Origin of the sequence: Agromyces luteolus (assembly GCF_009729855.1) — a bacterium.
Lineage (GTDB): Bacteria > Actinomycetota > Actinomycetes > Actinomycetales > Microbacteriaceae > Agromyces > Agromyces luteolus.
In genome coordinates this window covers 441,887-467,629 of sequence record NZ_WODA01000002.1, presented here as the reverse complement: position 1 = coordinate 467,629, position 25,743 = coordinate 441,887, and the positions used below count along the sequence as shown (strand labels likewise).

Annotated in this window: 25 protein-coding genes; 3 read left to right on the top strand and 22 right to left on the bottom strand. The window is 72.2% G+C overall.

Annotated features, from left to right (window positions below; genetic code table 11):
- Positions 1-130: 130 nt before the first annotated feature.
- The 14 genes from GLX25_RS02380 to GLX25_RS02315 all read right to left on the bottom strand — a co-directional run bounded on the left by GLX25_RS02380 (position 131) and on the right by GLX25_RS02315 (position 15,762).
- The gene (locus tag GLX25_RS02380; RefSeq protein ID WP_155840538.1) at positions 131-778 is read right to left on the bottom strand and encodes an RNA polymerase sigma factor; all 648 of its coding nucleotides are present in this window, start codon (positions 776-778) and stop codon (positions 131-133) included.
- Between the two features lie 55 nt (positions 779-833).
- The gene (locus GLX25_RS02375; protein WP_271192362.1) at positions 834-2,468 is read right to left on the bottom strand and encodes an ABC1 kinase family protein; all 1,635 of its coding nucleotides are present in this window, start codon (positions 2,466-2,468) and stop codon (positions 834-836) included.
- Positions 2,469-2,524: 56 nt separating this feature from the next.
- Positions 2,525-2,908 carry an SHOCT domain-containing protein gene (locus GLX25_RS02370; RefSeq protein ID WP_271192342.1) on the bottom strand — a complete coding sequence of 128 codons (384 nt, stop codon included), beginning with the start codon at positions 2,906-2,908 and terminating at the stop codon, positions 2,525-2,527.
- 114 nt (positions 2,909-3,022) lie between these two features.
- The gene (locus GLX25_RS02365; RefSeq protein WP_166548354.1) at positions 3,023-4,567 is read right to left on the bottom strand and encodes a multicopper oxidase family protein; all 1,545 of its coding nucleotides are present in this window, start codon (positions 4,565-4,567) and stop codon (positions 3,023-3,025) included.
- Positions 4,564-4,749 (bottom strand): hypothetical protein, encoded by a 186-nt coding sequence (locus GLX25_RS02360; RefSeq protein ID WP_155053041.1) that lies wholly within the window; start codon positions 4,747-4,749, stop codon positions 4,564-4,566. Before GLX25_RS02360 ends, GLX25_RS02365 begins: the two co-directional genes overlap by 4 nt.
- Positions 4,750-4,839: 90 nt before the next feature.
- A complete protein-coding gene (locus GLX25_RS02355; RefSeq protein WP_155840536.1) occupies positions 4,840-6,588 on the bottom strand; it encodes a SulP family inorganic anion transporter in 1,749 nt (582 codons plus the stop codon).
- 87 nt (positions 6,589-6,675) lie between these two features.
- A complete protein-coding gene (locus tag GLX25_RS02350; RefSeq protein ID WP_155840535.1) occupies positions 6,676-7,446 on the bottom strand; it encodes a phosphatase PAP2 family protein in 771 nt (256 codons plus the stop codon).
- On the bottom strand, positions 7,433-8,287 hold the full coding sequence (locus GLX25_RS02345) for a phosphatase PAP2 family protein (RefSeq protein ID WP_166548353.1): 855 nt from the start codon (positions 8,285-8,287) through the stop codon (positions 7,433-7,435). The genes GLX25_RS02350 and GLX25_RS02345 overlap by 14 nt, the downstream gene beginning before the upstream one ends.
- 91 nt (positions 8,288-8,378) lie before the next feature.
- Positions 8,379-8,546, bottom strand: a complete 168-nt coding sequence (locus tag GLX25_RS02340) for a methionine/alanine import family NSS transporter small subunit (protein ID WP_155053021.1) — start codon at positions 8,544-8,546, stop codon at positions 8,379-8,381.
- Positions 8,543-10,144 carry a sodium-dependent transporter gene (locus GLX25_RS02335; RefSeq protein ID WP_155840534.1) on the bottom strand — a complete coding sequence of 534 codons (1,602 nt, stop codon included), beginning with the start codon at positions 10,142-10,144 and terminating at the stop codon, positions 8,543-8,545. Before GLX25_RS02335 ends, GLX25_RS02340 begins: the two co-directional genes overlap by 4 nt.
- Before the next feature lie 146 nt (positions 10,145-10,290).
- Positions 10,291-11,781: a DUF2252 domain-containing protein gene (locus GLX25_RS02330; RefSeq protein WP_205719802.1), complete on the bottom strand. Its 1,491-nt coding sequence runs from the start codon at positions 11,779-11,781 to the stop codon at positions 10,291-10,293.
- The gene (locus GLX25_RS02325) at positions 11,778-13,619 is read right to left on the bottom strand and encodes an MFS transporter (RefSeq protein WP_155840533.1); all 1,842 of its coding nucleotides are present in this window, start codon (positions 13,617-13,619) and stop codon (positions 11,778-11,780) included. The genes GLX25_RS02330 and GLX25_RS02325 overlap by 4 nt, the downstream gene beginning before the upstream one ends.
- Positions 13,594-14,433 carry a class II glutamine amidotransferase gene (locus tag GLX25_RS02320; RefSeq protein ID WP_155840532.1) on the bottom strand — a complete coding sequence of 280 codons (840 nt, stop codon included), beginning with the start codon at positions 14,431-14,433 and terminating at the stop codon, positions 13,594-13,596. Before GLX25_RS02320 ends, GLX25_RS02325 begins: the two co-directional genes overlap by 26 nt.
- A gap of 84 nt (positions 14,434-14,517) precedes the next feature.
- Entirely contained in the window at positions 14,518-15,762 is a 1,245-nt protein-coding gene (locus GLX25_RS02315; RefSeq protein ID WP_166548352.1) for a serine hydrolase domain-containing protein, read from the bottom strand.
- 251 nt (positions 15,763-16,013) lie between these two features.
- Between GLX25_RS02315 and GLX25_RS02310 the strand changes: the two genes are divergently transcribed.
- Complete coding sequence (locus GLX25_RS02310; protein ID WP_155840530.1) at positions 16,014-16,421, top strand: DUF4383 domain-containing protein; 408 nt, start codon at positions 16,014-16,016, stop codon at positions 16,419-16,421.
- 10 nt (positions 16,422-16,431) lie between these two features.
- Positions 16,432-17,058 carry a hypothetical protein gene (locus tag GLX25_RS02305; protein WP_155840529.1) on the top strand — a complete coding sequence of 209 codons (627 nt, stop codon included), beginning with the start codon at positions 16,432-16,434 and terminating at the stop codon, positions 17,056-17,058.
- 68 nt (positions 17,059-17,126) lie between these two features.
- Here the strand turns inward: GLX25_RS02305 and GLX25_RS02300 are convergent, their stop codons facing one another.
- Positions 17,127-18,443 (bottom strand): ATP-dependent DNA helicase, encoded by a 1,317-nt coding sequence (locus tag GLX25_RS02300; RefSeq protein ID WP_155840528.1) that lies wholly within the window; start codon positions 18,441-18,443, stop codon positions 17,127-17,129.
- A gap of 200 nt (positions 18,444-18,643) precedes the next feature.
- Between GLX25_RS02300 and GLX25_RS02295 the strand changes: the two genes are divergently transcribed.
- Positions 18,644-19,693 carry a hypothetical protein gene (locus tag GLX25_RS02295; RefSeq protein ID WP_155840527.1) on the top strand — a complete coding sequence of 350 codons (1,050 nt, stop codon included), beginning with the start codon at positions 18,644-18,646 and terminating at the stop codon, positions 19,691-19,693.
- Between the two features lie 22 nt (positions 19,694-19,715).
- Here the strand turns inward: GLX25_RS02295 and GLX25_RS02290 are convergent, their stop codons facing one another.
- From GLX25_RS02290 to gad, 7 genes are all read right to left on the bottom strand, one after another.
- On the bottom strand, positions 19,716-21,659 hold the full coding sequence (locus tag GLX25_RS02290) for a bifunctional copper resistance protein CopD/cytochrome c oxidase assembly protein (RefSeq protein ID WP_155840618.1): 1,944 nt from the start codon (positions 21,657-21,659) through the stop codon (positions 19,716-19,718).
- A 436-nt stretch (positions 21,660-22,095) separates the two neighbouring features.
- Positions 22,096-22,383 carry an HU family DNA-binding protein gene (locus GLX25_RS02285; protein ID WP_129233735.1) on the bottom strand — a complete coding sequence of 96 codons (288 nt, stop codon included), beginning with the start codon at positions 22,381-22,383 and terminating at the stop codon, positions 22,096-22,098.
- Between the two features lie 276 nt (positions 22,384-22,659).
- Positions 22,660-22,965 (bottom strand): 30S ribosomal protein S14, encoded by a 306-nt coding sequence (gene rpsN, locus GLX25_RS02280; protein WP_155053011.1) that lies wholly within the window; start codon positions 22,963-22,965, stop codon positions 22,660-22,662.
- Positions 22,966-22,968: 3 nt separating this feature from the next.
- Positions 22,969-23,136, bottom strand: coding sequence for a 50S ribosomal protein L33 (rpmG, locus tag GLX25_RS02275; RefSeq protein WP_021760158.1), 168 nt, complete (start codon positions 23,134-23,136; stop codon positions 22,969-22,971).
- A complete protein-coding gene (gene rpmB, locus GLX25_RS02270) occupies positions 23,136-23,372 on the bottom strand; it encodes a 50S ribosomal protein L28 (protein ID WP_056727420.1) in 237 nt (78 codons plus the stop codon). Before rpmB ends, rpmG begins: the two co-directional genes overlap by 1 nt.
- 149 nt (positions 23,373-23,521) lie before the next feature.
- A complete protein-coding gene (locus tag GLX25_RS02265) occupies positions 23,522-24,244 on the bottom strand; it encodes a hypothetical protein (RefSeq protein WP_205719801.1) in 723 nt (240 codons plus the stop codon).
- A gap of 20 nt (positions 24,245-24,264) precedes the next feature.
- On the bottom strand, positions 24,265-25,632 hold the full coding sequence (gad, locus tag GLX25_RS02260) for a glutamate decarboxylase (RefSeq protein WP_155840526.1): 1,368 nt from the start codon (positions 25,630-25,632) through the stop codon (positions 24,265-24,267).
- Positions 25,633-25,743: the final 111 nt, after the last annotated feature.

Sequence of the window (25,743 nt, the reverse complement as noted above, 5' to 3'; positions counted from 1 at the left end):
CCCCCCGGATGACGAGTCCCGGAAGCCGGCGATCGCGTCGGCGAGGGGGGAGAGGTCTTCGCGGCCGTGGGGGGAACGGCCCCGAAGGAGTGCCTCCGCGATCTCGTCGGTGATCCGGTTCGTCGTCATCTCACTTCCCGCCATCGTCGAAGGCCCGCGCAGGGGTACGGCCGGAGGAGATCTTCCTGCGAAGGGATTCCAGCGCACGTCGCTGCAGCGCCTTCACGGCGCCGGGTCGCTTGCCGACCACGACCGCGACCTGATCGACGGTCAGGTCGCCCAGGATGCGCAGCACCATCACGTCGCGCTGGTCGGGCGCGAGCGAGTCGATGAGCTCGCGCGCGGCTCGATCGCCGAGGCGTCCGAGCGCCTCGTCCTCGGCGCTCGGCGCACGGCGGTCGTCGAGCTCCTCCTGCCATTCCTCGTGATCGCCCCGGCGCCCGCGCCGGCGCAGCTCGTCGGTGAGCCGGCGGTACGCGATCGTGAACACGAACGCCCGGAACTCGGCCTCGCCGCCGTGGAAGGCGCCGATCCGGTCGAACACCGCGAGGAAGACCTCGCTCGTCAGGTCGTCGGGCTCGCGCGATCCGCGTGCACGGAGGAATGCCGCCACGGCGGGCGCGTACTCGTTCCAGAGTTCGGTGTTCGCCCATCGCGCACCCGCCTGCGCCGCCGCGAGGATGGCGTGGAACGGCTCCGCTCCCATCGCGCGGCGCACGCGCGGCGCGAGCTCGGCTCGCATCGGGGGGTGCGCGAGTGCGCCGTCGGGGTCGGCCACCCGCCGAGTGTATGGCACCCGGAGCGGGGGACGACAGTCTACGTTTCCGCAGCCGTCAGCGACGGCGGCGCGGACCCGTCCGCCGCATGGTCCACGCGAGGTAGCCGCCGAGCGAGCCGATCACGCCGAGGCCCGTCCCGAGCATGACCCCCTCCCACGACCGCCAGCGGCGTTCGCTCGCGACGAGGCTGCCGACGCCGGTGATGAACGCGGCGCTGAGCATGCCCGCGACGAGCCGGTTGCCGATGCGCTCGGCGCGGCCCATGAGCGGCTCGAGCTCCGCGGCGCGGAGGTGCACCTGGATCCCGCCCTCGTCGGCGTGCTCGAGCAGGCGCCGCAGCGTTCCGGGCAGGTCGAGCGCAAGCTCCCCGAGGTCGGCGGAGGCCCGGGCGATGCGCTTCGCCAGCACGATCGCGCTGAGCCGCTCCCGCGCGAGCCGCTGCGCGTAGGGCCGGAGCGTCTCGCCGAGCCGGAACTCCGGGTCGAGCCGGAGGGCGAGCCCCTCGATGACGAGCAGCGCCTTGAAGAGCAGGGCCATCTGGCGCGGCAGGCGCAACCGGTGCCGCCGGAGGATCCCGAACAGCTCGGCGATCATGCGGGCGAACGGGGTGTCGCGCAGCGAGTCGAGCCTGTAGCGCATGAGGAAGTCGGCGAGGTCGTCCCGCAGGAGTTCGCGATCGGCGCCGGCCGAGGTCGGCGACAGGTCGATGAGCGCCGACGCGAGCCGTTCGGGATCGCCGCGCACGAGCGCGACGAAGAGCGCGCCCAGCTGGTCGCGCAGCGGCTCGTCGATCTCGCCCACCATGCCGAAGTCGATGAGCGCGATCGTGCCGTCGGGCTGGACGAACAGGTTGCCCGGGTGCGGGTCGGCGTGGAAGAAGCGGTCCTCGAACGTCATCTTCAGCACGATCTCGGCGCCGCGGCGCGCCACGCGCTTCCGGTCGACGCCCGCCGCGTCGAGCGCGGCCGCATCGCCGACGTTGAGTCCCGTCATCCGTTCGAGGGTCAGCACGCGCGAGGTCGTGTAGTCCCAGTAGACGCGCGGGATCGCGACATCCGCCTCGAACTCGAAGTCCTCGGCGAAGCGCTCCGCGTTCCGTCCCTCCTGGAGGTAGTCGAGCTCGGCGAGCAGCGTCTGCGCGAACTCCTCGGCCAGGCCCGGCGCGTCGTGCTCGCGGGCGAAGCTCCACGTGCGACTCGCCCGCTCGGCGAGGTTGCGGAGGATCTCCAGGTCCTCGTGCACCTGCGCGACGGCACCGGGCCGCCGGACCTTGACGACGACCTCCGTGCCGTCGTCGAGCACCGCGACGTGCGCCTGCCCGATCGAGGCGGAGGCCAGCGGCACGTCCTCGAACGAGGCGAACAGCTCGTCGGCGTCGGCGCCGAGCTCGCTGCGGATCACCGCGCGGACCTGCTCGACCGGCACGGGCGGGGCGGCATCCTGCAGCTTCGCGAGCTCGTCGGCGTACGCCGGCGGGACGAGGTCGGAGCGCGTGGAGAGCAGCTGCCCGAACTTGATGAACGTCGGCCCGAGCTCCTCGAGGGCTCGGCGCAGGTGCTCGGGCCCGACGGCCGCGAGGGCGTCGGCGGCACCGTCGTCCGACGACGCCGACGACGACGCCCGCCGGAACGGGTTGCGGCGGCCCGCGCCGGCCAGCCCGGCCAGGACGCCGAAGCTGTGCCGGCGCAGGACCGCCGCGATCTCGCGGTACCGCGCGGTGTGCCGCGCGTCCGCCGGTCCGGCGTTCAGAACTTCGACCCCAGCGCCTTCGCCTTGATCGCCTCGAACTCGCCATCGCTGATGACGCCCTGGTCGCGCAGCGCCTGCGCCTTCGCGATCTCATCGGCCGGGTTCGCGAACGAGATCTGGCGGTACTCCTCCGCCGTGTGCGTCTCGTACTCCACCTGCTTCCGCGCCGACCGCTCGGCCATCCCGCGGCCGCGCGCGATCAGGTACACGAGTCCCGTGAGCCACGGCAGGAACACGAGGAAGACGATCCACACCGCCTTCAGCCACCCGTTCAGCGAGTGGTCGCGGAAGATGTCGATCACGATGTAGATGAGCACCATCAGGTACGCGACGTACGCGAAGATCCAGAAGAAGAACCAGAACCACTGCCAGAGATCCACGGGGAATTCCTTTCGACGGCTGCCTCGACGAGTCACACGGTACTCCCGCGGCCCCGGGATCGGCGGCCTTTCGTCCCGGTGTCCCGAGCGCGTCGTCGCGGGAACGCGGTCGGTTCACGCGACGCGGATCGCGCCCATCATGCCGAGGTCCTCGTGGTCGAGGATGTGGCAGTGGTAGACCGTGCGCCCGGTGATGCCCTCGAACGCGATCCGCACCACGACCCGCCCGCCCGCCGGCACCGGCACGACGTCGCGCCGGTCCACGCCCGACACGGGTGCTCCGTCGACCTCGACGAGCTGCATGGGCCACACGTGCAGGTGGAACGGATGGTCCATGGTGCTCGTGTTCTCGATCGTCCACTCCTCGATCGCGCCCGCCGACGGTTCGAGGTCGGTGCGGCCCTCGGCGAACGTGCGTCCGTCGATCGTGAACGCCATGCCCTGCCCCATGCCGCCGCCCATCCCGCCCATCGCGAGCGTGAGGGTGCGGCGCCCGGTCACCTCCTCGTCGCGGAGGTCGCGACGGTCACGAGGTGCGGATGCCGCGGGCGGCGGTGCGGCGGAGGCCGCGGCATCCCCCCGCACCACGAACCGCGCCAGGTCGGCGCCGGTCGTCGCGCTGCGCGGCGCGCCCATCGCGCCCATGCGGCCACGGTCGAACGGCAGGGTCTGCAGCACGGCCTCGCCCGCCGTCGCGTCGACGAGCACGTCGGCGCGGTTGCCGGGCAGGAGCACGATCTCGTCGACCTCGCGGGGTTCGTCGTACCGGCCGGCGTCGATGCCGAGCAGTCGCATCCGCTGCCCGTCGAGGCGCAGCCGCAGGTAGCGCGACGTGCAGGCGTTGACGATCCGCCAGCGCTCGCGCTCGCCCGGCGCCGCGACCATCGTGGGCAGCAGCAGGCCGTTCACGAGCACGAGGTCGCCCTCGCGGCCGAGCATGCGCTCGGGGCGCGACGCGGCGGCGACGTCGCCGTTCGCGTCGAACGCGATGTCGGCGATGACGAGCACCCGCTCGCGCGCCACCGGGATCGGCTCGGCGTCCTCGACGACGATGGCACCGTACAGGCCGGCGAACAGCTGCTCGGCGGTCGTGCCGTGGTGGTGCGGGTGGTACCAGAAGACACCGGGCGGATGGTCCGGGCCGAGCTCGTAGGCGTAGTCGAACGTGCCGCCAGCCGGGATCATCACGAAGACGTTGTCGGAATTGCCCTCCGGCGAGACCTCGAGCCCGTGAGTGTGCAGGTTCGTCGCGGCGCCGAGGTCGTTGCGGTACCGGAGTGAGATCCGGTCGCCGGGCCGGACCCGCAGGGTCGGCCCCGGCATGCCGCCCTCGAAGCCGAGGACGCGCACCTGCCGGCCGCCGACCGCGACGGTCGCGACCGCCGCCGCGAGTTCGAGGTCGAGGCGCCCGCCGGAGCTCGCGCGCACCTCGGGCTCGGAGAAGGTCTCCTCCGCGGCGTCGCCGGGAGCCGTGTCGGGCGATCCGCCCCCGTCCGTGCCGGTCGGGGCACCCGGCTCGGCGTCGCCGACGCGCGACCCGGTCCACCAGGCGAGGCCGCCGGCTCCGACGGCGATCGCGCCGACCGCCGCGGCGCCGCCGATCAGGACGGTCCGACGGCTCGGACCGGACGTTCCCGTGCCCGGGTCGGCGCCGCTCACTCGCCGAGCGCGGCGAAGAGCTCGTAGACCATGAACGCCGGCCAGAACAGGCCCTGGAAGATCGCCCAGACGTACTCCCAGAACGCGTCGGCCTGCTGCCAGAAGTACACCCAGGCCCCGAAGATCCCGAGACCGTAGATCGCGCCGCCGCCGGCGAGACCCGCGTTCGACCCGTTGCTCATCGCGCACCTCCCGCCTCCGAGGCTAGGCGGCCTCCTGCCGTGACCGCGGGTCCAACGGCCCGCGCCGACGTTGGCCGGGGCAGCCGACCGTCAGCGGGCCGGCTGGTCCGGCGCGTCCGGCCGCTCGGGCTCGTCGTCGTCCCACTTCGTGCCCTCGAGGTCCCCGCGCAGCGTGCCCGTGATCTCGTCGACCGCGGCGCCGACCGTCGGCGCGAAGCGGTCGGGCGTGAAGCGATCGGCGAGGCCGTAGCGCCGCAGCACGTCGACGACCGGGTCCTTCATCTCCGCGATGACGAGACGGATGCCGCGGCTCGCGAGCCAGTCATCGAGCTCGACGAACTCGTCGACGGCGGTCGTGTCGATGTCGGTGATCGGCTCAGCGGCGAGGATCACCGTGCGGACGTCGGGACCGGCCGCCTCGACGCGCGCGCGGACGAAGTCGTCGAACAGGCCGCCGTTGGCGAAGAACAGCGGCGCGTCGAACCGCACGATCACGACGCCCGGGATCCGCTCGCCCTCCGGGTTGCGCGAGAGGTCGTGGTACCCGCGCAGCCCGGTCACCCGGCCGAGCTCGGCCCGGTACGGACGCCACGAGTGGTACACGAACGCCAGGAGCGAGAGCCCGATCGTCACCGCGATGCCCTCGATGACCCCGAACACGAACACGCCGACGAACGCGGCCGCCGAGAGCGCGGCATCCACCTTGTCCATGCGGACCAGCCGGGCGAACCCGCGCACGTCGATGAGGCGCGCGGCCGCCGTGACGACGACAGCGGCGAGCGCGGCCGACGGCAGGAACTCGGTCACGCCCGGCGCGAGCAGGATGAACAGGACGAGGAGCACCGCACCCACCACGCCCGTCAGCTGCGACTTCGAGCCGGCCTGCTCGGCGACCGGCGTCCGCGACGACGAGGCGGAGATCGGGAACCCGCCGAGCAGGCCCGCGGCCACGTTCGCCGAGCCGATGGCCGCCATCTCCCCGCTGCCGCTCACCGTCTCGCCGCGACGTGCCGCGAGCGAGCGCGAGAACACCGCCGTGTCGGTGAAGGCGACGAGGGCGATGCCCGCGGCGGGCAGCGCGAGCCCCGCGACATCCGCCCATTCGAGCCCGCCCAGCGCGGGAGCGGGCAGCCCCGACGGGAGCGCGCCCACCACCGGCAGCCGCTCCCCGAGGCCCAGGATCCAGGTGAGGAGGGTCGCCGCGACGACGGCCACGAGCACGCCCGGCACGGGCGATCGGAGCAGGGTCAGGCCGACGATCACCACGAGCGAGCCGAGCCCGAACGCCACCGCGAGCGGGTCGGCCTCGCCGCCGACGAGCGCCGACCAGATCGCGCCGACCTCGGCGACGGGCGAGTCCTCGTCGACCGAGAAGCCGAGGAGCGGCGGGACCTGCGAGATGAGCACGAGCAGGGCGATCGCGTTGAGGTACCCGACGCGGATGGGCTTCGAGAGCAGGTCGGTGACGAAGCCGAGCCGCAGCAGCCCCCCGACGAGGAGGATGACGCCGACCATGATCGCGAGCAGCCCGGCGAGCGCGACCGCCCGCTCGTCGTCGCCGACCGCGAGGGGGAGGATCGCGGCGGCGATGATCGGCGCGAGCGCCGAGTCCGGACCGAGCACGAGGATGCGGCTCGGCCCGAAGACGGCGTAGGCCAGCAGGGGCACGATCGTCGCGTAGAGGCCGGTCTCCGGCGGCAGCCCGGCGACCCGCGCGTAGCCCATGCCCGCGGGGATCAGGAGCGCCGTGACCACGATCCCGGCGCGCAGGTCGGGCACGAGCCAGTCGCGGCGGTAGTGGCGCGCCACCTCGACGCCGGGCGGCACCCAGCGCGGCATCCGTCGCGGCCTCGCCTGCCGCCGCCCGTCGTCGCTCGCGCCCATTCGGCCTCCGGTTCCGATGATGGCGGATGCCGCGGCCGCGCGTCAGGCCTTCGCCGACGTGTCGACCGATCGCCAGATCGGGGGGTGCGGCAGCCGGTTCTCGCGGTAGAGGCGGTACGCGAGCGGCGCCCACACGATGAGCGCGACGCCCGCGCCGACGAGCGCGCCGCCGATCGTGTCGCTCAGCCAGTGCGCGCCGAGGTACATGCGGCTGAGCATCATGAGCACGGTCCACGCGATGCCGACGACCCACACCCAGGTGCGCATGAACACGAGCCCCAACGCCGTCGCGATGAGCGCGGCGGCCGAGCTGTGCCCCGAAGGGAACGATCCGAAGTCGGGCTGCACCAGGATGTCCTCGGGTCGCACCCGGCCGACCAGCACCTTCACGAGCCGCGTCACGCCGGCGCTCGCGAGCGCGGCGATGCCGAAGTAGAGGGCCGCCCACGGACGCCGCCAGAGCAGGAGCCCCGCGACGATGACGATCGGGAGGACCACGTTCGAGAGGACTCCGCCGCCCAGCAGGTCGAGCGCGAGGGCACCGGAGGTGACCGCCGGAGTCCGCGCTGCGGCGAGCGCGGTCATCAGGTCGAGCTCGAAGCCGAACGGCCGTCGCTCCGAGTACACGATCACCGTGCCGACGAGCGCGACGGCGATGAGCGCGATGATGCCCGCCGCGAGCCAGGGGCGCCGACTGACGCGGAGCGGCGTCGGGGCGTGGGCGTGATGGCCTCCCTGCGCGCGCTCATGGTCGGTCGCGTCGCCGGGCGGCGGCGCCCCCGGTCCCGCGTCGCCGGCGTCAGCGCCGCTCATCGCGCCCCCACGCCTCCGGCCGCCGGTCGGACTCGGCGATCTGCTCGGACGTGCCGACGCGGACCGTGCGCCACGTGTCGACGCCGATCACGAGGCCGAGGACCACGAGCGACAGGAAGATCGAGCCGAGCGCGTCCGTCGCCCAGTGGTAGCCGAGGTAGATGCGGCAGGCCGCGGTGAGCAGCACCACGACCGCGGCCGCGGCGAACGCCAGCGTCGTGATGACGGGACGGCGGTGCCGCGAGAACACGAGGTAGGTCCCGATGAAGAGGAAGTCGGCGACGCCCATGACGTGGCCGGACGGGAACGACGAGCTCGGGTCGTAGCCGAACAGCATCTCGTCGGCCGGGGGCCTCTCGCGGTCGATGAGCGGTGCGAGCAGCTGGACCGTGATCACGCCGAGGATCATGCCGCCCGCGAGGAGCAGCGGTCGCCAGGCGTGCTTCGCGAACACGCCCCACGCCACCGTCGTCACGAGGATGACGATGGGCATCGCGATCGGGCCGAAGCCGACGGCGAGCACGATCATGAAGACCGTCAGCCAGTCGTCGCGGCCGGAGTCGAACCACGCCTCGATCGGCGCGTCGATGTACGAGAGGTCGTCGGACTCGAGGATCGAGTCGAGCACGACGAAGAACCCGACGAGCCCCACGACGACGAGCGCGGCGGCGGTGACGTACAGGTTGCGGCGCGCCCTCGACGACAGGTACCGCTCCTCGACGATGAACCGCTCGTGGAACCGCCGCCAGCGCCCCGGCCGGTCGGCTCCGTTCCCGTCCGCGTCCGTCCGCGGGGCGCCCGGCGCCTCGCTCCCCTGCGTCCCGGCCTCGGGTTCGGCCACGGCGCACCTCCTCTCGGCCTCCGCGCCCGCGGAGGTCCCCACAGTATGCCGCGAGTCGACGCGACGGCTCAGGGGGTTGCGCCCGCGGCGGCTACGTGTCCCGCTCGACCGGGCCGATGTCCTCGCGGTGGTCGTCCTCCCCGCCGGGCGGGAAGTCGTGCCGGTCGGGCTTCCTGCTGAGGGCGAGCACGCTCACCGTGAACCCGCCCCACACGAGCACGATCGCGAGCACGAGGAAGAAGATCGCCGTCCCGGTCATGACCGGCCCCCCTCCGTCGTCGTGGTGGCATCAGCCTGCGACATCCGCTCGGGCAGTGGCGGCCACGGCCGGAACGCATCGGGGCTGCGCCGCCACCGGACGCCGGTCAGCACGAGCGCGGCGACGATGAAGAAGACGACCGTGCCCCAGCCCACGACGGCGAGGTACCACTCCGGGTACCCGCCGTAGCCCTCGACGAGGAGCGACACGATCCGCTGGATCAGCATGTAGCCGAGCACGATCGGGGCGAGGATGCCGGCCAGCAGCGTCCACACCCCGCCGACCCGGAACGTCGAGACCGCGTTCAGGTGGTACCGGAGCTCGGGCCCCTTGCGCAGCACCCAGAACGCGAAGATCCCGGCGAGCACCGCCGAGAGCACGATGCCGATGTTGTTCGCCCAGTTGTCGACCGTGTCGAGCGCGATGAGCCCCGTCGTCGTCGAGAAGAGCAGCACCGAGAGGAGCATCGAGACGATGCCCACCCGCGTGGCCGCCTGGCGCGGGGAGAGCCCGAACTTCTCCTGGAACCCGGCCGACACGACCTGCAGCACCGAGAGCAGCGACGTGAACCCGGCCATGGCCAGGGAGCCGAAGAAGAGGATGCCGAAGATCGGCCCGCCGGGCATCTGCGAGACGATCGCGGGGAAGGTGATGAACGAGAGCCCGACGCCCGTGAGGCCCTCCAGCTCGGCGACGTCGACGCCCTGCTGGAACGCGAAGAAGCCGAGCGTGGCGAACACGCCGATGCCGGCGAGGATCTCGAACGACGAGTTCGCGAACGCGACCACCAGGCCCGGCGTCGTGAGGTTCGCGCGCCGCTTCCGGTAGGAGGCGTACGTGATCATGATCCCGAACGCGATCGAGAGCGAGAAGAAGATCTGGCTGTACGCCGCGATCCAGACGTTCGGGTCGGCGAGCGCCGAGAAGTCCGGCGTGAACAGCGCGTTCAGCCCGTCGCCGGCGCCGTCGAGGAAGAGCGAGCGGATGACGAGGGCGGCGAACGCGACGACCAGCAGCGGCAGGAAGATCACGTTGATGCGCTGCACGCCGCGCGCGACGCCGAACGCGAGCACGACGATCGCGGCGATCCAGATGATCACCAGGGGGATGAGGACGGCCGGGACGAACGTGAACGAGAACCCGGGGTCGCCCACCTGCAGGTACTCGCCGACGAGGAAGCCCGCGGTGTCGTCGCCCCAGCGGAGGTCGAACGAGAACACGAAGTAGCTCGCCGCCCACGCGATCACGACCGTGTAGTACAGCGCGATCACGAAGCAGATCATGACCTGGAACCAGCCGAGGCTCTCGAGCCACTTCAGGCGCCCTCCGCCGAGCCGGCGGAAGGCGGTCGGGGCCGCGCCGCGGAACCGGTGCCCGAGCGCGTAGTCGAGGAACAGGATCGGGATCCCCGCGGTCACGAGCGCCACGAGGTAGGGGATCAGGAACGCGCCGCCGCCGTTCTCGTATGCGACGCCCGGGAAGCGCCAGATGTTGCCGAGCCCCACGGCCGACCCGATCGCCGACAGGATGAAGCCGACCTGCCCCGTCCACATCTCGCGCGGCTGCGCCGCCCCGTGCTCGCCTGCGGTTGCCGACATTCGCGCCTCCCCGGCCCGTCGCCTGCGGTCGCGGCGTCATCGCCGTGCGACCCGAACGACTGAACGCTACCAAGGGCGGGGCGGATGCCGCAGCCTCCGTTCGGCGAGCGCGCCGGCGCCATCCGCCGCACCTCGCCCTCGAGCGGTCAGAATCGCTCGGCGACCGGCAGCCGCCCGGAGGCGATGGCGGCGGTGAAGGCGGCGAAGTCGCGGTCGTTCTGGTCGGCGTAGTCCTCCGCGAAGGCGAGGATCGCGCGGTCGAACCGGTCGGACGAGCCGAGGTACTCGGCGATCGCCACCCGGTCGCCGGCCCGGGCGTGCGCGCGGGCGAGCGTCTCGCCGCAGGCCTCGGCGTACATGGCCGCGCCGACCGGCTGCTGGTTCTCGATGTCGGCCGACCCCTTCCAGTCGTGGAGCTGCCGGATGTAGAAGTCGCGCTCGACGCCGTCGACGCCGGTGACGCGCTGCCACCCGAGGAACAGGTCGCTCGCGGACTGCATCAGGCGCTGGCCCTGCACGACCCGTTCGCCGTGCTGCGCGTACCGGCTCGCCGGGAGGAACCGCTCGAGCACCGACGCCTCGGCCTGCTTCGCCTGGAGGATCAGCGGATCGTCGTCGCCCCGGCCGCGGAGCAGCACGATCCAGGCACGCGTGCCGACGCTGCCGACGCCCACGACCTTCCGGGCCATGTGCACGTACTCGTACTCGTCGACCGGATGCCGAGGCAGTCGCAGCGTCGTCCGGTAGCCCCGCAGGATGCCACGGACGATCCGCTCGATGTCGGCGTCCTCGAGGCCGGCAGCGACCAGGTCCTCGACCGGGACGATGAGCGGCGGGTCGGCGATGATCCGCATCCGGCCGCCCTCGATCGCCACGAGCTTCGAGAATGCGCGGACGCTGTCGCGCGTCCGCGACTTCGCGAGCACGGCCTCGGTGCGCTTGACCTGCGCCTTGCCGACGCGGTTCGCCTCGCGTGCGCGTCGCAGCCGGACGCGGATCTCGTCGGCGTCGAGCCGGTCGTACCAGGCCTCGAGCACGCGCTCGCGGGCCGACCGGCGCATCTGCCGCCGGTACGCCGCGGCGGCGCCGAGGACGATCCTCCGACGGTCCTCCACCGTGAAGCCGCGGTGGCGGCCGGCGACCTCGAGGCTCGCGGCGAGCCGCTTGAGGTCCCACTCCCACGGCCCGGGCAGCGTCTCGTCGAAGTCGTTGATGTCGAAGACGAGGTCGCGCTCGGGCGAGGCGAACACGCCGAAGTTCGACAGGTGGGCGTCCCCGCAGATCTGCGCGGTGATGCCCGAGACCGGGGTCGTCGCGAGGTCCGCCGCCATGATGAGCGCGGCGCCGCGGAAGAAGTCGAACGGCGTGCGCGCCATGCGCGCATAGCGGATCGGCACGAGCTCGGGTACGCGCGTGATCGCCTGCTCCTCGAGGAGGGCGACCGGGTCGGGCCGGTCCGGAGGCGGCGTCCAGCCGGCGTGCGACCGCCGTGGGGAACGCGCCCGGGCGGCCCTGCCGGCCGAGGCGCGGGCGCCGAAGTCGTCGCGCGGGGCGAGCTCGTCGATGCCGGTCGCAGCGGCCCCGTCCGCGCTCGCGCCGTCGAGGGGGACGCCGTCCGCTCCGAACGTGGTGCTCATGGTCGTTCCTCGATCTCCTGCGGGACCGTCCCCTCGGGCTCGTCCGGCGCCTCTGGCTCCTCGGGCGCCTCTGGCTCCCCGGGCTCCCCGGGCTCGGTCCCATCGCGCCCGGCGCGCGGCGAGGCGCGCCCCTCGACCTCGTCGGGGATGCGCCGCGAGAGCAGCAATGCGAGCAGCGCGATGGCGATGAGGCCGACGAACGCGACCCGGAGGGCCTGGAGCTGCGCGTCGCCGTAGACCCTCGTGAGCTCGGCCGCGTCGTCGTCGGACAGCCCCGCGTCGGTCCCGATCTCGGCGACGGTCGACGCCGGCACGAGCTCGACGCCCTCGCTCGTGGCCTCGGCGACGGCGGTGCGGACGTCGCCCGGCAGGTCGCTCGCCGCGACCCCGCCCGAGAACGACGTGGCGAGCGCGCTGATCAGCATCGAGCCGATGAGCGCGGTCCCGAGCGACGAGCCGAGGTTCTGGAACACGCCCTGCATGCCGCCGACCTCGCTCGACTTCTCCGGGCCGACGCTCGACATGTTGACGTTGCCGAGCTGGGACGCGAGGAGGCCGAGTGCGGCGCCGGCGATGAACATCCCGACGCTGAAGGCGAGCTGCCTGAGCTCCTCGTCGACCGAGGCCAGCAGGAGCACTCCGGCCGCCGCGAGCACCACCTGGCCGATGACGACGATCCGCTTGGGCGACCAGCGGGTGGACAGGCGCGTGCCGGCGAACGAGAACAGGATCAGCGAGACCGAGAGCGGGAAGATGCGGAGCCCCGTCTCCAGGGCGTCCAGGCCGAGGGTCATCTGGAGGTAGACCGGGACCATGAAGAACAGCCCCGCGGTCACCGCGTACTGCGCGCCGAGCGAGGTGAGGCCGCTCCGAAGCCGCCCGATGCGCAGCAGCCGCACGTCGAGGAACGGCTCGCGGCCGGACTCGATGAGCCGCCGCTGCCGGAGCCCGAACCAGGCGAGCAGCCCGACGCCGGCGATGACCAGCCAGGCCGTGAGCGAGACCCCGAGGGGGGCGATCTCGACGCCGCCGATCTCCGGCGACTGCAGCGGGATGATCCACCCCCACGTCTTGCTCTGCAGCATCCCCAGCACGACCGCGATGAGCCCGGCCGACGAGAGGAGCACGCTCAGGACGTCGATGCGGACCCGCACCGGCTCGTGGCGGTCGGCGATGCGCCGCGCGAACAGCACCACGATGGCCATGACGACCACCTCGCCGATGAACACGTACCGCCAGGAGGCGTAGGTCGTCAGGAATCCGCCGATGAGCGGACCCGCCGCGACCGCCGCTCCCGAGGCGGCGCCGATCATCGCGAAGGCCGTGACGCGCTGCCGCCCCTCGTAGTTGTCCGCGATGAGCGCCGCGATCGCCGGGATGACGAGGACCGCGCCCACGCCCTCGATGACCGACCAGCCCGTGAAGAGCACCGCGATGTTCGGGCTGAGCGCCGTCGTGAGCGATCCGACGGCGTAGATGATCGCGCCGATCACGAAGGCGCGCAGCCGGCCCCACACGTCGCCGAGCTTCGCGCCGACGAGCATGAGCGCGGCCATGGTGAGCGTGTAGAACGTGATCGCGGCCTGCATGGCCGACACCGTCGTGTCGAGGTCCTCGACGACCTGCGAGATCGACACGTTCATGACCGTGCTGTCGAGGACCATGACGAACTGGGCGGAGGAGAGCGCCGTGACGACGACCCACGACGCCTTCGGGGGCGCGTCCGACGCGGATGCCTCGGGCGCGGATGCCTCGGGCGCGGGTGCGTCGGCCGGCGGGCCGCTCTCGGGCTCCGCAGTCGGGGCGGGAGGCTCAGGCTGCGGATCGGAAGGGCTCATGGTGGTATCCGTCTCGGTCGAGGATGGCGATCGTGGACTCCGGGACCTCGATGAAGACGCCCGGCAGGTCGTTCAGCGGTTCGGACACGACGACGTGGGCGTGCTCGCCGAACTCGCTCAGCCGCTCGGCATCCGGGTACATCTCGCGGAGCGTCGGGATGTCGGCCGAGTGGAACAGGGTCCGCGACCGGCCCTGCGTGGAGTAGCGCAGCGCCCAGATCGTCGCGCCGTCGGCGACCGCGACGGTGCCCTGCATCGGGAACATGATGCCGTGGTCGCGGCCGACGCGCTCCACGAGGTCGACCGTGGCGCGCAGCGCGGCGACGGGATCGTCGACGAGCCCGTTCGTGAGCGCGAGGTGGAACAGGACCTCCGAGTCGGTCGTGCCCGTCACGTGCGGATAGAGCGACGGATCGATCGCGAAGGTGAGCTCGCGCTTGACCTTGGCGAACTCCGACAGGAACCCGTTGTGCATGAACAGCCAGTTCTCCCAGCGGAACGGGTGGCAGTTCGTCCGCTGGATCGGCGGGCCCGCGGCCGCGCGCACGTGGCTGAAGAACAGCGGGCTCTCGACCGCGCGCGCGAGTTCGCGCACGTTCTCGTCGTTCCAGGCGGGCTCCGTGCTGTGGAACACGGCGGGGATGCTGCCCGCGACCGCCCCCGGCGGGTACCACCCGATCCCGAACCCGTCGCCGTTCACGGTCTCGGCCCCGAGGGGCGAGTCGAGCGACTGCGCGACGAGCGAGTGCTTCGCATCGAGCAGCACCGCGGAGGTCCTCAGCGGCTCACCCGAGTACGCCAGCCATCGGCACATGCGAACGCCTCCCCCCGTCGCGGGGCACGCCCCTCGTGGGCGTCATTCTGGACCCGTCCGGACGGCGCCGATGGGTCCAAGGTCTCATTCGCCGGATTCGTCCGGGAGCGGACACGGCGCGGCATCCGTCATGCGCTGCGTCGCCTGCTCGAGCGACCACGGGAGCTCGACGAGCGGGCGGTCGCGGCCCTCGGCCGGCGCCGCCTTCGAGGCGATGGAGGCGAGCGCGAAGGCCGCCTCGCGGACGAGGGTCTCGCCGCCCGTGGAGTTGTTCAGCGCGACGACGACCGTGAGGCCCGTCGCCGGGTCGGTGAACATCGCGGAGAGCGCGCCGATGGACTCGCCGGCCACGCCGCGCAGCGGCCCGTACTGCTGTGCGCCGATGCCCTGCGCCTGCCATCCGGGCGCGTCGCCGCCGAACGGCGTGAGGGTCCACACGTCGCGCGCGGTCGCCTCCTGGAACATCGCGCCGGTCGCGAACGACTCGCTGATGGCCTTCGCGTCGGTGAGCGTCGTGCGCGCGCCCGAGGCGGTCCCGCCGATCGAGCTCGAGCGCTTCGAGACGTCGACGATCGCATCGCACGCCGGCTTGCCGTCCGCGTACGTCGCGGCGTAGCCGCCGAGCGCATCGGCGTACGACGTGTCGGTCGCCGCGGGCAGCGACGTGTCCTCGAGCTCCAGGGGATCGAGCACGTACTGCTCCGCGAGCTCCGACCAGGAGCGTCCGGTCCGCTCCTCGAGCGCCGCGGTCAGGAGCAGGATGCCGGTGCGGGACTCCGCCCAGGTCGTGCCCGGGTCTCCCTTCCGACCGGCCGCGAGGCCGCTCGCGAGCAGCTCGTTCGCGGGCCAGATCCGCTCCGGGTTCTTCACGAAGTGGGCGCGGAGCGGGCCGTAGTAGTCGGCGATGCCCGAGCGGTTGCGGCAGAGCTGCTCGAGCGTGATGCCCTCGAGGCCCGGGATGCCGTTCACCATGTCGGACACCCGGTCGTCGAGTGAGACGACGCCGGCGTCCACGAGCCGCAGCATCACCGCGCAGGTCAGCTCGCCCGTTCCGTCGGCCAGCTGGAACCGCGTGGCGGTCGTCACCGGATCGGCGCCGTCGGAGCGGTCGACCGTGCCGACCCCGGCGGTCCAGCTGCCCGCCCAGGGCGCCCACACCCCGGCGACGGCGCCGCTCGACCCGCTCAGCCGGACGGCTTCGGCGAGGGTCGCGTCCAGCTGCTCCGCGACCTCGGCGGCGAAGCCGCCCTCGACCTGGTCGAAGTCCGCGGAGGGGCTGTCGGATGCGGTGCACGCGCCGAGCACCGCGACCACGACGGCAGACGCCATCGCCGATGCGACCAGCCGACGCATCCGCCCTGTCCGTGCAGCCACCGTGCCCCCCGCCGTGTGTCCGCTGCGATTGTAACCCGATCGCCGCCGCCGGCAGCGCGGCGATCGCCCGTGCCGTCCGGGCATCTGCCGCCCGCCCTCCGGCGGTGTCCCCCGATCGGAGGACCCACCGATCCAATCCGGTCGCGCCGTCGTGTCGAACCCCTCGCAGCACGGCACCGGCCGCGCACCCACAAGGAGGCATCGCCATGAAGAACTCACCCAACCGCATCGCCGCGACCGTGTTCGGTGCGGTGTACGTCCTCGTCGGACTGCTCGGCTTCGCCGTGACCGGCGGCGTCGACCTCATCGCCACCGAGGGCGGGCTGCTCCTCGGCATCTTCGCGGTGAACCCGCTCCACAACGTCGCGCACCTCGCGATCGGCGGCGCGCTGCTCATCGCCGGGCTGTCGACCGTCGCCGCGGCCAAGACCGTCAACACGATCGTGGGAGCGGCCTACCTGCTGCTCGGCGTCGTCGGCTTCTTCATCGCCGGCACCCCGGCCAACATCCTCGCGCTCAACACGCCCGACCACTTCCTGCACCTGGCCAGCGCGATCGCGCTGCTCGGCGTGGGCCTCGGCGCCGAGCGCACCGCACGCGTGGCGACGGCCTAGGGGGCCGGCCATGCACGCACCGGCGACGATGACGCGGACCTGGCCGATGCTCGCCGCCCTCGGCGGCGGGCTCGTCCTCGCGGCCCTCGCCGCCGGTGCCGGGGGTGCACCGCGGGTCGTCCTGGCCGGGCTCGGCGTCGCCGCGCTCGGCTGGGGCGTCCTGTCCCTCCGCTCCGGCCGCCCGCTCGCCCCGAGGACGGTGCTCGCGACCTCCGTCGCGTCGCTCCTGCTGGGCGGCGTCGCCGTCGCGACCGGCGGCCTCGCGGATGTCCCGGGCCTCCCGCTCGCGGCGGCCGGCCTGTTCCTCGCCGCGGTGGCGCTCCCCGTCGCCCGCGCCGCGCGGGGGCGCGCGCGCGATCGACGCGGGCCGGAGGCATCCGCCGCCGCACGCACCGCTCACGCCGCCCCGGCGACCGCGCCCGCGCGGGAGGCCCGGCGCTCCCTCGTCGGCCTCGCGATCGGCGCCGTCCTCGTCTCGGCGCTCGCGACCCCGGCCCTCGCCGCCACCGAAGCCGGCCGGACCGCCGTCCCGCACGGGGAGCACGGCGGGCCGGGCCTGCACGGCGGGCCCGGCGGGCCCGGCGGCGACGGGACGGGCGCCGACCCCGCGCCGTCCGACCCGGCGCACGACCACTGACCACCCAGACCGCGGCCGGGGGCGCGTGGCGATGACGCCCCCGGTCGCTTCCCCGCCGGGCGGCGCACTCAGGCGGGCAGCTCGTCGGCCGTGCCGACGTCGCGGGTCGCGCCCGACATGAACCGCTCGACGTCGCGGTCGACGATGATGTCGCGCGGCACCAGCGGGCGCGCCAGGTAGAGCCCGTCGAGCGACGTGAGTCGCGAGAGCGCGACGTACGTCTGCCCGGGGCTGAACACGCGCGAGCCGAGGTCGACGATCGCGGCGTCGTAGCTCGCGCCCTGCGACTTGTGGATGGTGACCGCCCACGCCAGCCGCAGCGGGAACTGCGTGAACTCGGCGACGATCTCGCGCTCGAGCTTCTTGGCGACCGGATCCCACGTGTACCGGTACTTCTCCCACGTCGCGGGCTCGACCTCGTGCTCCTCGCCGTCGATGTCGACCCGCACCTCGCGTTCGAGCGACGTGACGGTGCCGATCGTGCCGTTGACCCAGCGCGGGGCTTCGCCCCACCCCGCGGTGTCGTTGCGCAGGAACATGACCTGCGCGCCGACCTTCAGCTCGAGGTGCTCGTCGGCGGGGTAGCCGCGCCCGCCGAACTCGCCGTTCACGTCGGCCTCGTTCGCGATCGAGTGCCCGGGGAGCCGGTGCAGCGCGGCCCGGTTGATGCGGTTCACCGTCTCGTTGGTCGTCGCGAGCGTGATCGCGCCCTGCTCGGGCAACGGACGGCGCGCGCCGGTGTCGTTCAGCACGCCGGCGATCTCGGCCGTGACCATGCCGTGCCGCACCGCGTTCAGCATGTGCTTGAACGCGTCGTCGTGCTGCCGGTGGATCTCGCCGAGCTCGTAGATCCGAAGGTCGGCCTCCTGCCAGACCTTCGCGTCGAAGAACCACATCGACCGGTAGGTGTCGGCGAAGTAGCGGCGCTCGTCGCCCGAGCCCGGCACCGGCGCGAGCTGGTACGGGTCGCCGAAGAGCACGACCTGCACCCCGCCGAACGGCTCGTGCGGGCGCTGCCGCGCTTGGCGGAGGGAGCGGTCCATCGCGTCCATGAGGTCGGCGTTGACCATCGAGACCTCGTCGACGACGAGCGTGTCCATCGCGTTGAGGATCTTGCGGACCGCGTCGTTCTGGTCGATCTCGTGGTCGGCGACGACGCCGATCGGCAGCCGGAACAGCGAGTGGATGGTCTGCCCGCCCACGTTCAGCGCCGCGACGCCCGTCGGCGCGCAGATCACGATCTGCTTGGACGTGTTCCAGTTCAGGTGGTTGAGCAGCGTCGACTTGCCCGTGCCCGCGCGGCCGGTGACGAACACGTGCTCGCGCGTGTGCTCGATCGCCCGGAACACCGCCTGCTGCTCGGCGGTGAGGGTCACGTGCTGCAACGGTCGGCCTTCGGTCTCGCGGGTTCGACGGGGTTCGGCGCGCCGCGGCGCTCCGGATCGTGGGGCGGATGCCGCGGGCGGGCGTCTTCACTGTAGACCGCGATCCCCGGCCCGAGGCCCGCGGTCGCGGCATCCGTCGACGCGTCACGCGGCGTTGTGGAGAGACCGAACCGTGATATCGGCCTGTCTAGACTTGCCGGGTGGGGAGCTCGGGCCGACGTGAGGGACGCCTGTCGCCGGTCGCGATCGTCGGGTGGACAGGCCTCGCCGTCATGCTCGTCGCCGGGTTCCTCGCCGCACTCGGCGGGCTGAACCAGAGCCTCTACGGCGCCCCCGCGTTCGTCGAGCGCTACCTCGACGCGATCGCGCGCGACGACATCGTGAGCGCCGCGGCCACGCCCGGCGTCCGGCTCGACGAGGGCGACCTCGCCGGCGCTGGGCTTCCCGCCGACATCTCCACCGCGATGCTGCGCTCGAACGTGGTCGACGCCGGCCCGGAGGACGTACGCGTGATCTCCGATGAGGCGCACGACGACGGGCGGCACACCGTGACCGTGAGCTACCGGCTCGACACCGCGATCGTGCAGACCGCGTTCGACGTGCGCCCGATCGAGCCGCTCTACGGCGTGCTGCACCGGTGGGAGTTCGCGACGAGCCCGCTGGCCGTGATCGAGGTCACGTCGGCGCAGAGCCCGCTGTTCACGGTCGGCTCGCTGACGCTCGACGCCCGGGCCACGAAGACCGGCGACGAGCTGTCGGCGTTCACGCAGACCGCGCAGTACCTCGCGATCGCCCCCGCGGTGTACGAGTTCGGCTACCAGTCGACGCTGCTCGAGGCCGTCCCCGTGCAGGTCATCGCCGAGCCCGGTGCGAGGGCCGAGGTCAGGGTCGATGCGCTCCCCACCGAGGCGTTCGTCGAGCGCGTGCAGGTGAAGGTCGACGAGTACCTCGTCGACCAGTGCGCGAGCCAGCCCGTGCTCCAGCCGGCGGGGTGCCCGTTCGGCGTCGTGATCGACGACCGCGTCGTCGGCGAACCCGCGTGGAGCATCGTCGAATCCCCCGTGGTCACGCTCGTCCCGGGCGACACCACGTTCGAGATGCCGCCGACGCCCGGCCTCGCGCACATCTCGGTCGAAGTGCAGTCGCTCTTCGACGGCACGTTCTCGACGCTCGAACAGGACGAGTCGTTCACGCTCGCACTCGACGCGACGGTGCGTCCCGACGGTTCGATCTCGATCCAGCTGCGCTGACCGCGCGCCGGCGCCGACGGGTTCAGCGCACGCCGTCGCGCTCGGCGAGCGCCGCGAGCCGGGCGTTGTACTCCTCCAGCTCGGCCTCGCCCGTCCGGTCGGCGTGGCGGTCGCGGCGCTTCGTCTCCTTGGCGTCGGACCGCGACCACTGCACCGCGACGGTGATCGCCAGCGCGACCGTCGGGATCTCGCCGATCGACCAGGCGATGCCGCCGCCGACCTGCTGGTCGGCGAGCGCGTCGGTGCCCCACCCCATCGCGCCGTACCAGTCGGCGAGCATCAGGCCGGTGCCCATCATGATCGCGAGCCCGAAGAACGCGTGGAACGCCATCGTGCCGAGCAGGAGCAGCAGCCGGAAGGGATACGGCAGTCGATACGGCACCGGGTCGATCCCGATGAGCGACTGCACGAAGAGGTACCCCGTGATGAGGAAGTGGGTGATCATCCACTCGTGCCCGATGTGGTCCTCCATCGACCACCGGAACAAGGGCGAGTAGTAGAACACCCAGAGCGAGCCGGCGAACAGCACGGCCGCGACGATCGGGTTCGCGATGATCGATGCGAACCGCGAGTGCACCGCGAGCAGGATCCACTCGCGGCCGCCTCGACTGCCGTCCTTCCTGGGGCGGATGGCGCGTGCCGCGAGCGTCACGGGCGCGCCCGGGACGAGCAGCACCGGCACGGCCATCGTGAGCGCCATGTGCCCGAGCATGTGCGCGGAGAAGAGGTACTGCTCGTACGCGGCGACCCCGCCGCTCGTGATCCACGCGAGCAGCAGCAGGCCGGCGACCCAGAGCACGGTGCGGTAGATCGGCCAGCGGTCGCCGCGGCGGTGGAGGCGCACCACGCCAGCCACGTAGAAGAAGATGCCGAAGCCGCACGCGAGGAGCCACAGCAGGTCGGGGCTCCACTCGGTGAAGTAGCGCAACGCGTCGGGCGCGGGCGGCAGGGGCTCGCCCGTCAGGATCTCGGCGGGCGTGCGGGCGAGCCCGCCGGAGACGTCCTCGTCGACGGGCGTGGCCGTCCGGGCGAGCGCCGCGGCGACGCCGGAGGCGATGCCCATGAAGGCCAGCTCGATGACGACGAGGAGCCAGAAGGTGCGGTTCGCCGATGCGCCGGGCGCACCGCGGCCGTTCCGCGCGGCGTCGGCGCGCAGCATCCGCCCGATCATCACGCGTCGCTGCCCGGCGCCGAACAGGCCGAGCGCGATGAGGGCCGCGACCTTCATCACGACGAGCACGCCGTACTGGGTGGCGAGCTGGTCCCACGTGCCGATCCGCAGCGCGGCGCTCGCGTACCCCGAGATCGCGACGACGATGAAGGCGATGAGCGCGACCGTCGAGTAGCGGGACAGCACGACTCCGAGGCGATCCCCGTCGAGCGCGGGCTTCAGGAGCACGATCGTGAGGAGCCCGCCGAGCCAGGCGGCCGCGAACACGAGGTGGAGCCCGAGCGCGGTGATCGCCTCGTTGTGGCCCGTCGCGCCGGCCGCGTGACCCTGCTGCGCCATGGGCACGAGCGCGACGACCGCGAGCACGGCGACGAACACGAGCGCGGTGTGATTGCGCACGGCGAAGCAGAGCACGGTGACGGCCGCGGCGATGAGCGTCGTCGCGAGCCACGCCTGGCCGAGCTCGATCGAGGTGACGAACTGCCCGAGCTGCTGGCCGAACCGGTCGTCGACCGAGAACTCGGCGCCGGTGACGAGCATGAAGGTCAGCACGCCGGTCGCGGCGCTCGCGACCGTGAGCACGGCGGCGGATGCCGCCGCCACGTCGAGCGCGAGGTCGAACTCGCGGCGCTTCGGGCTCAGTGCCCAGACGGCGAGCACGAGCGCGCCGATCATGCCGGCGGCGCCGAGGTTCACGAGGAGCTTCGCGACGGGGACGCCCCACCGTGCCACGGGGCCCGGGTCCTGGATCGGGTACGGCTCCGCGCCGCCGCCGTACGCGAGTGCGGCGATCATCGCGGCGAGCGCGACGGCGACGAGGGCGGCTGGGCCCAGCACGCGGGCGGAACGGATCACCGTACGAGCCTAGGCGAGCCGGCTGGGAGCGGGCGCCCGGCGCCGCGGCCCCGGGCGCGCGCCGGGCGCGCGCCCCGCAGCTCCGCGACATCCGCCCACCGCCTCGAGAAGTCGCACATGGCGAACCCGACCCTGCATCCGCGACTTCTCGGCACGAATGCCGCCGCGGCAGAAGCCCAGCCCCGCAGCGCTCACTCCTCGAGAAGTCGCAGATGGCGGGGCTGACCCTGCATTCGCGACTTCTCGGGACCGAGCGCGCGCCCGGCGGCGCGCCTGAGCAGGCGGGCTTGGCCCGCCCGGGCACGACGAAGGGGCGCACCGGACCAGCCGGGCGCCCCTTCGGGAGTCGCGGAATGCGTCTGCGGACGCGCGCGGGTTACTTCGCGGCGGCCTTGAGCTTCGAGCCCGCGGTCACCTTGACCGAGTTGCCGGCGGCGATCTGGATGGTCTCGCCGGTCTGCGGGTTGCGGCCCGTGCGGGCGGCGCGGTGGGTGCGCTCGACGGCGAGCCAGCCCGGGATCGACACCTTGGTGCCCGAGCCGACCGACTCGGCGAGGGTGTCGAAGAAGCCGTTGAGCACGGCGTCGACGGCCGTCTGGCTCTGGCCCGTCGACGCGGCGATCTTGGCAACGAGCTCCGACTTGTTGAGCGACTTGTCAGCCATTGAATGTCCTCCTCGGACCTTCGCTGTTGGTACAGCTGTCGTGTGGAAACACGGAGAACCGATCGCATCGATCGCCCCCGTAGCCGTTCAGGCCGCCTCGAATGTAGCAGAGTCCCGCGGAAACACGCGGATTTCCGGCCCATTCGGGCAGGTTCGCAGGGGGCTTGACGGATGCCGCGGCATCCGTCGCCCGTTGCCCCCACCACATCGACGCGCAGACGACGAGAGGGGCGCCCCGGAAGACCGGGACGCCCCTCTCGGAAGCGGTGCTTGTGGTTACCAGCTCGACTTGGTGATGCCGGGCAGCTCGCCGCGGTGCGCCATGTCACGGAAGCGGACGCGCGAGACGCCGAACTTCGTGAGCACGCCGCGGGGGCGGCCGTCGATGGCGTCGCGCGAGCGGACGCGCACCGGCGAGGCGTTGCGGGGCAGCTTCTGCAGGCCGACGCGGGCGGCCTCACGGGCCTCGTCGGTCGCGTTCGGGTCGACGAGCGTCTTCTTCAGCTCGGCGCGCTTCGCGGCGTAGCGGTCGACGACCACCTTGCGCTGCTCGTTGCGCGCGATCTTGCTCTTCTTGGCCATGTCCTAGCGCTCCTCTCGGAAGTCGACGTGCTTGCGCACCACGGGGTCGTACTTCTTGAGCACGAGACGGTCGGGGTTGTTGCGACGGTTCTTGCGGGTCACGTAGGTGTACCCGGTGCCGGCCGTCGAACGGAGCTTGATGATCGGACGGATGTCCTGCTGCTTCGCCATTAGAGCTTCACCCCACGAGCCTGGATGTCCTTGATGACGGCCTCGATGCCACGGGCGTCGATCACCTTGATGCCCTTGGCGGACACGTTCAGGGTGACGTTACGACGAAGCGACGGCACGTAGTAGGTCTTCTTCTGCACGTTCGGGTCGAAGCGGCGCTTCGTCCGGCGGTGCGAGTGCGAGATGTTGTGGCCGAAGCCGGGGACGGCTCCGGTCACCTGGCACACTGCTGCCATTGGTCTTTCCTCCAATACCGAGGGGCCGGACGGCCCCTCCCAAGGTCTCTTGTCTGCAGGCGGATCCCCTCCGCGCGAGCGGGAGATACAGGGGATTCGTCCACGGTCCGGGCGGTGGAAGCGCCCAGCCAAAGGGAAAGCCTAGCAGATCAGGCCGTTCGGCCCGAATCCGCCCGCTGCGGGCCGGCCGGTGCCGACGCGTCCACGCGGGTCGGCCCGTCGCGCGTCGGCTCGCCCCGGTCGACCCACCTCCGCGACAGCAGCGCGGCGAGGAGGAAGCAGAGCGCGCCGAGCATCGTCCCGAGGTTCGCCCAGAGGAGGCTCAGGAGCGTCCCGGTCTCCGGGATCACGTAGGCGCCGATCGCGGAGAGGCCGAAGAACACCGAACCGAGCATGCCCAGCCACGTGCCGTGCCAGGTGCGGGCGTCGGTGTCCCACAGCTCGCCGCGGTGCGTCGTCGCGACCATCGCGAACGCGCTCGCGGCGAGGAACGCGAGCGAGCCCCACGCATCCGGCTTCCAGCCCGCCCCTACGTAGTCGGGCGCCGCGATCGCGGCCAGCAGGGCCAGCGTGGTGCTCAGGTTGAACAGCAGCGTGCCGACGAACTGCACGGCCGCCGCCCACCAGTCCCACCAGTCGGCCCGGTTCGTCACGCGTCGGCGCGGCAGGTGCCGGCCGCTCAGGCTGAGCTGCACGAACGCGGCGAGGGTGAAGAACACCGACCCGACCACGAACGTGATGTTCACCCCGACCGGCCCGAGCCATTCCGCGTAGAACGGGAATGCCGCCACGAGGAAGCACAGCGAGCCGATCGCGAAGCCCCACGCCTCGCGACGCAGTCGTCGCACCCTGCCGACCCGGCGCGCGGCCATGCCGTTCTGGTCCCGGTCGCTCAGTGGTGGAAGGTCTGGACGAGGCCCTCGTGCGGCATCGGCGCGTCGAGGCCGTCGAGGAACTCGGTCTCCTCGCGGATGTCGCGCAGCAGGTCCTCGGCGAGGTCGTGGCTGAGGCCGTTGCGGCACACGATGCGCATGACCGTCTGGTCGGACTGGTCGCCCGAGAGCGGGTACGCCGGCACGAGCCATCCCTTGATCCTCAGTCGCTCGGCCAGGTGGTACAGCGTCCACTTGTCGGTGTGGCCGGGCGCCTGCCGCCAGGCGAAGACCGGGATGTCCCGGCCCTCGGTCAGCAGTTCGTACGCGTCCAACTTGCCGATCTCACCGGAGAGGAACACCGCGACATCCTGCGAGGCCTGCTGGATCGCCCGGTAGCCCTCGCGGCCCAGCCGCAGGAACCGGTAGTACTGCAGGAGCACCTGCGCGCCCGGACGTGAGAAGTTGATCGCGAACGTCGGCATCGAGCCACCGAGGTAGCTCACGCGGAACACGAGGTCCTCGGGCAGGGCCGCGGTGTTCCGCCACACGACCCAGCCGACGCCCGGGTACACCAGCCCGTACTTGTGGCCCGACGTGTTGATCGATTGCACGCGCTCGACCCGGAAGTCCCACTCGAGGTCGGGCTGCAGGAAGGGCGCGACCATGGCGCCGGAGGCGCCGTCGACGTGGATCGGGATGTCGAGGCCGGTGGCCGCCTGGATCTCGTCGAGCTTCGCGGCGACCTTCGTGACGGGCTCGTAGGAGCCCGTGTAGGTGACGCCCATGATCACGACGACGCCGATCGTGTTCTCGTCGACGACGTCCTCGAGCCCCGTGCCGTCCATCAGGGGGTGCTCGTCGCTCGTCGGGATGAACCGCATCTCGATGTCGAAGAAGTTGCAGAACTTCTCCCAGCACACCTGCACCGCGCTCGACATGATCAGGTTCGGCGTCTCGGTCGACTTGCCGGCCGCGCGGCGGGCGTGCTGCCAGCGGCGCTTCAGCGCGAGGCCGCCGAGCATGCAGGCCTCGGACGATCCGATGGTCGACGTGCCGATCGCGTCGTCGCGATCGGGCGCGTTCCACAGGTCGGCGAGGATCCGCCAGCAGTACTCCTCGATCGCCGCCGTGGCGGGGTACTCGTCCTTGTCGATCATGTTCTTGTCGAACGCGTCGTGGTACAGCCGGTCGCCGTGCTCGTCCATCCACGTCGTCACGAACGTCGCGAGGTTGAGGCGCGCGTTGCCGTCGAGCATCGACTCGTCGTGGATGATGCGGTACGCCGTCTCGGGCAGCATCGGCCACTCCGGCATCTGCGTGTACCGTGCGGTCGTCGCCTCCCCCGCCCGCGTGAACGTCGGCTCGAGCTGGTCGTCCTGGCGCATGGTTCCCCCTCCATCGCGTCGGCCGTCGGCGGCCGCACCGATGCGGACGATAGTCCCCGCCCTCCGCCGTCTCAAGGGCCGAAGGGACCAGGGGCTGAGACGACGGATGCC

Coding starts and splice junctions, on each gene's coding strand:
- GLX25_RS02360 (WP_155053041.1), bottom strand. CDS start 4,749: ATGAGCAACGGGTCGAACGCGGGTCTCGCCGGCGGCGGCGCGATCTAC.
- GLX25_RS02355 (WP_155840536.1), bottom strand. CDS start 6,588: ATGCCGCGCTGGGTGCCGCCCGGCGTCGAGGTGGCGCGCCACTACCGC.
- GLX25_RS02350 (WP_155840535.1), bottom strand. CDS start 7,446: ATGAGCGGCGCTGACGCCGGCGACGCGGGACCGGGGGCGCCGCCGCCC.
- GLX25_RS02340 (WP_155053021.1), bottom strand. CDS start 8,546: ATGACCGGGACGGCGATCTTCTTCCTCGTGCTCGCGATCGTGCTCGTG.
- GLX25_RS02335 (WP_155840534.1), bottom strand. CDS start 10,144: ATGTCGGCAACCGCAGGCGAGCACGGGGCGGCGCAGCCGCGCGAGATG.
- GLX25_RS02330 (WP_205719802.1), bottom strand. CDS start 11,781: ATGAGCACCACGTTCGGAGCGGACGGCGTCCCCCTCGACGGCGCGAGC.
- GLX25_RS02325 (WP_155840533.1), bottom strand. CDS start 13,619: ATGAGCCCTTCCGATCCGCAGCCTGAGCCTCCCGCCCCGACTGCGGAG.
- GLX25_RS02320 (WP_155840532.1), bottom strand. CDS start 14,433: ATGTGCCGATGGCTGGCGTACTCGGGTGAGCCGCTGAGGACCTCCGCG.
- GLX25_RS02315 (WP_166548352.1), bottom strand. CDS start 15,762: ATGGCGTCTGCCGTCGTGGTCGCGGTGCTCGGCGCGTGCACCGCATCC.
- GLX25_RS02310 (WP_155840530.1), top strand. CDS start 16,014: ATGAAGAACTCACCCAACCGCATCGCCGCGACCGTGTTCGGTGCGGTG.
- GLX25_RS02305 (WP_155840529.1), top strand. CDS start 16,432: ATGCACGCACCGGCGACGATGACGCGGACCTGGCCGATGCTCGCCGCC.
- GLX25_RS02290 (WP_155840618.1), bottom strand. CDS start 21,659: ATGATCGCCGCACTCGCGTACGGCGGCGGCGCGGAGCCGTACCCGATC.
- GLX25_RS02285 (WP_129233735.1), bottom strand. CDS start 22,383: ATGGCTGACAAGTCGCTCAACAAGTCGGAGCTCGTTGCCAAGATCGCC.
- rpsN (WP_155053011.1), bottom strand. CDS start 22,965: ATGGCCAAGAAGAGCAAGATCGCGCGCAACGAGCAGCGCAAGGTGGTC.
- rpmG (WP_021760158.1), bottom strand. CDS start 23,136: ATGGCGAAGCAGCAGGACATCCGTCCGATCATCAAGCTCCGTTCGACG.
- rpmB (WP_056727420.1), bottom strand. CDS start 23,372: ATGGCAGCAGTGTGCCAGGTGACCGGAGCCGTCCCCGGCTTCGGCCAC.
- GLX25_RS02265 (WP_205719801.1), bottom strand. CDS start 24,244: ATGGCCGCGCGCCGGGTCGGCAGGGTGCGACGACTGCGTCGCGAGGCG.
- gad (WP_155840526.1), bottom strand. CDS start 25,632: ATGCGCCAGGACGACCAGCTCGAGCCGACGTTCACGCGGGCGGGGGAG.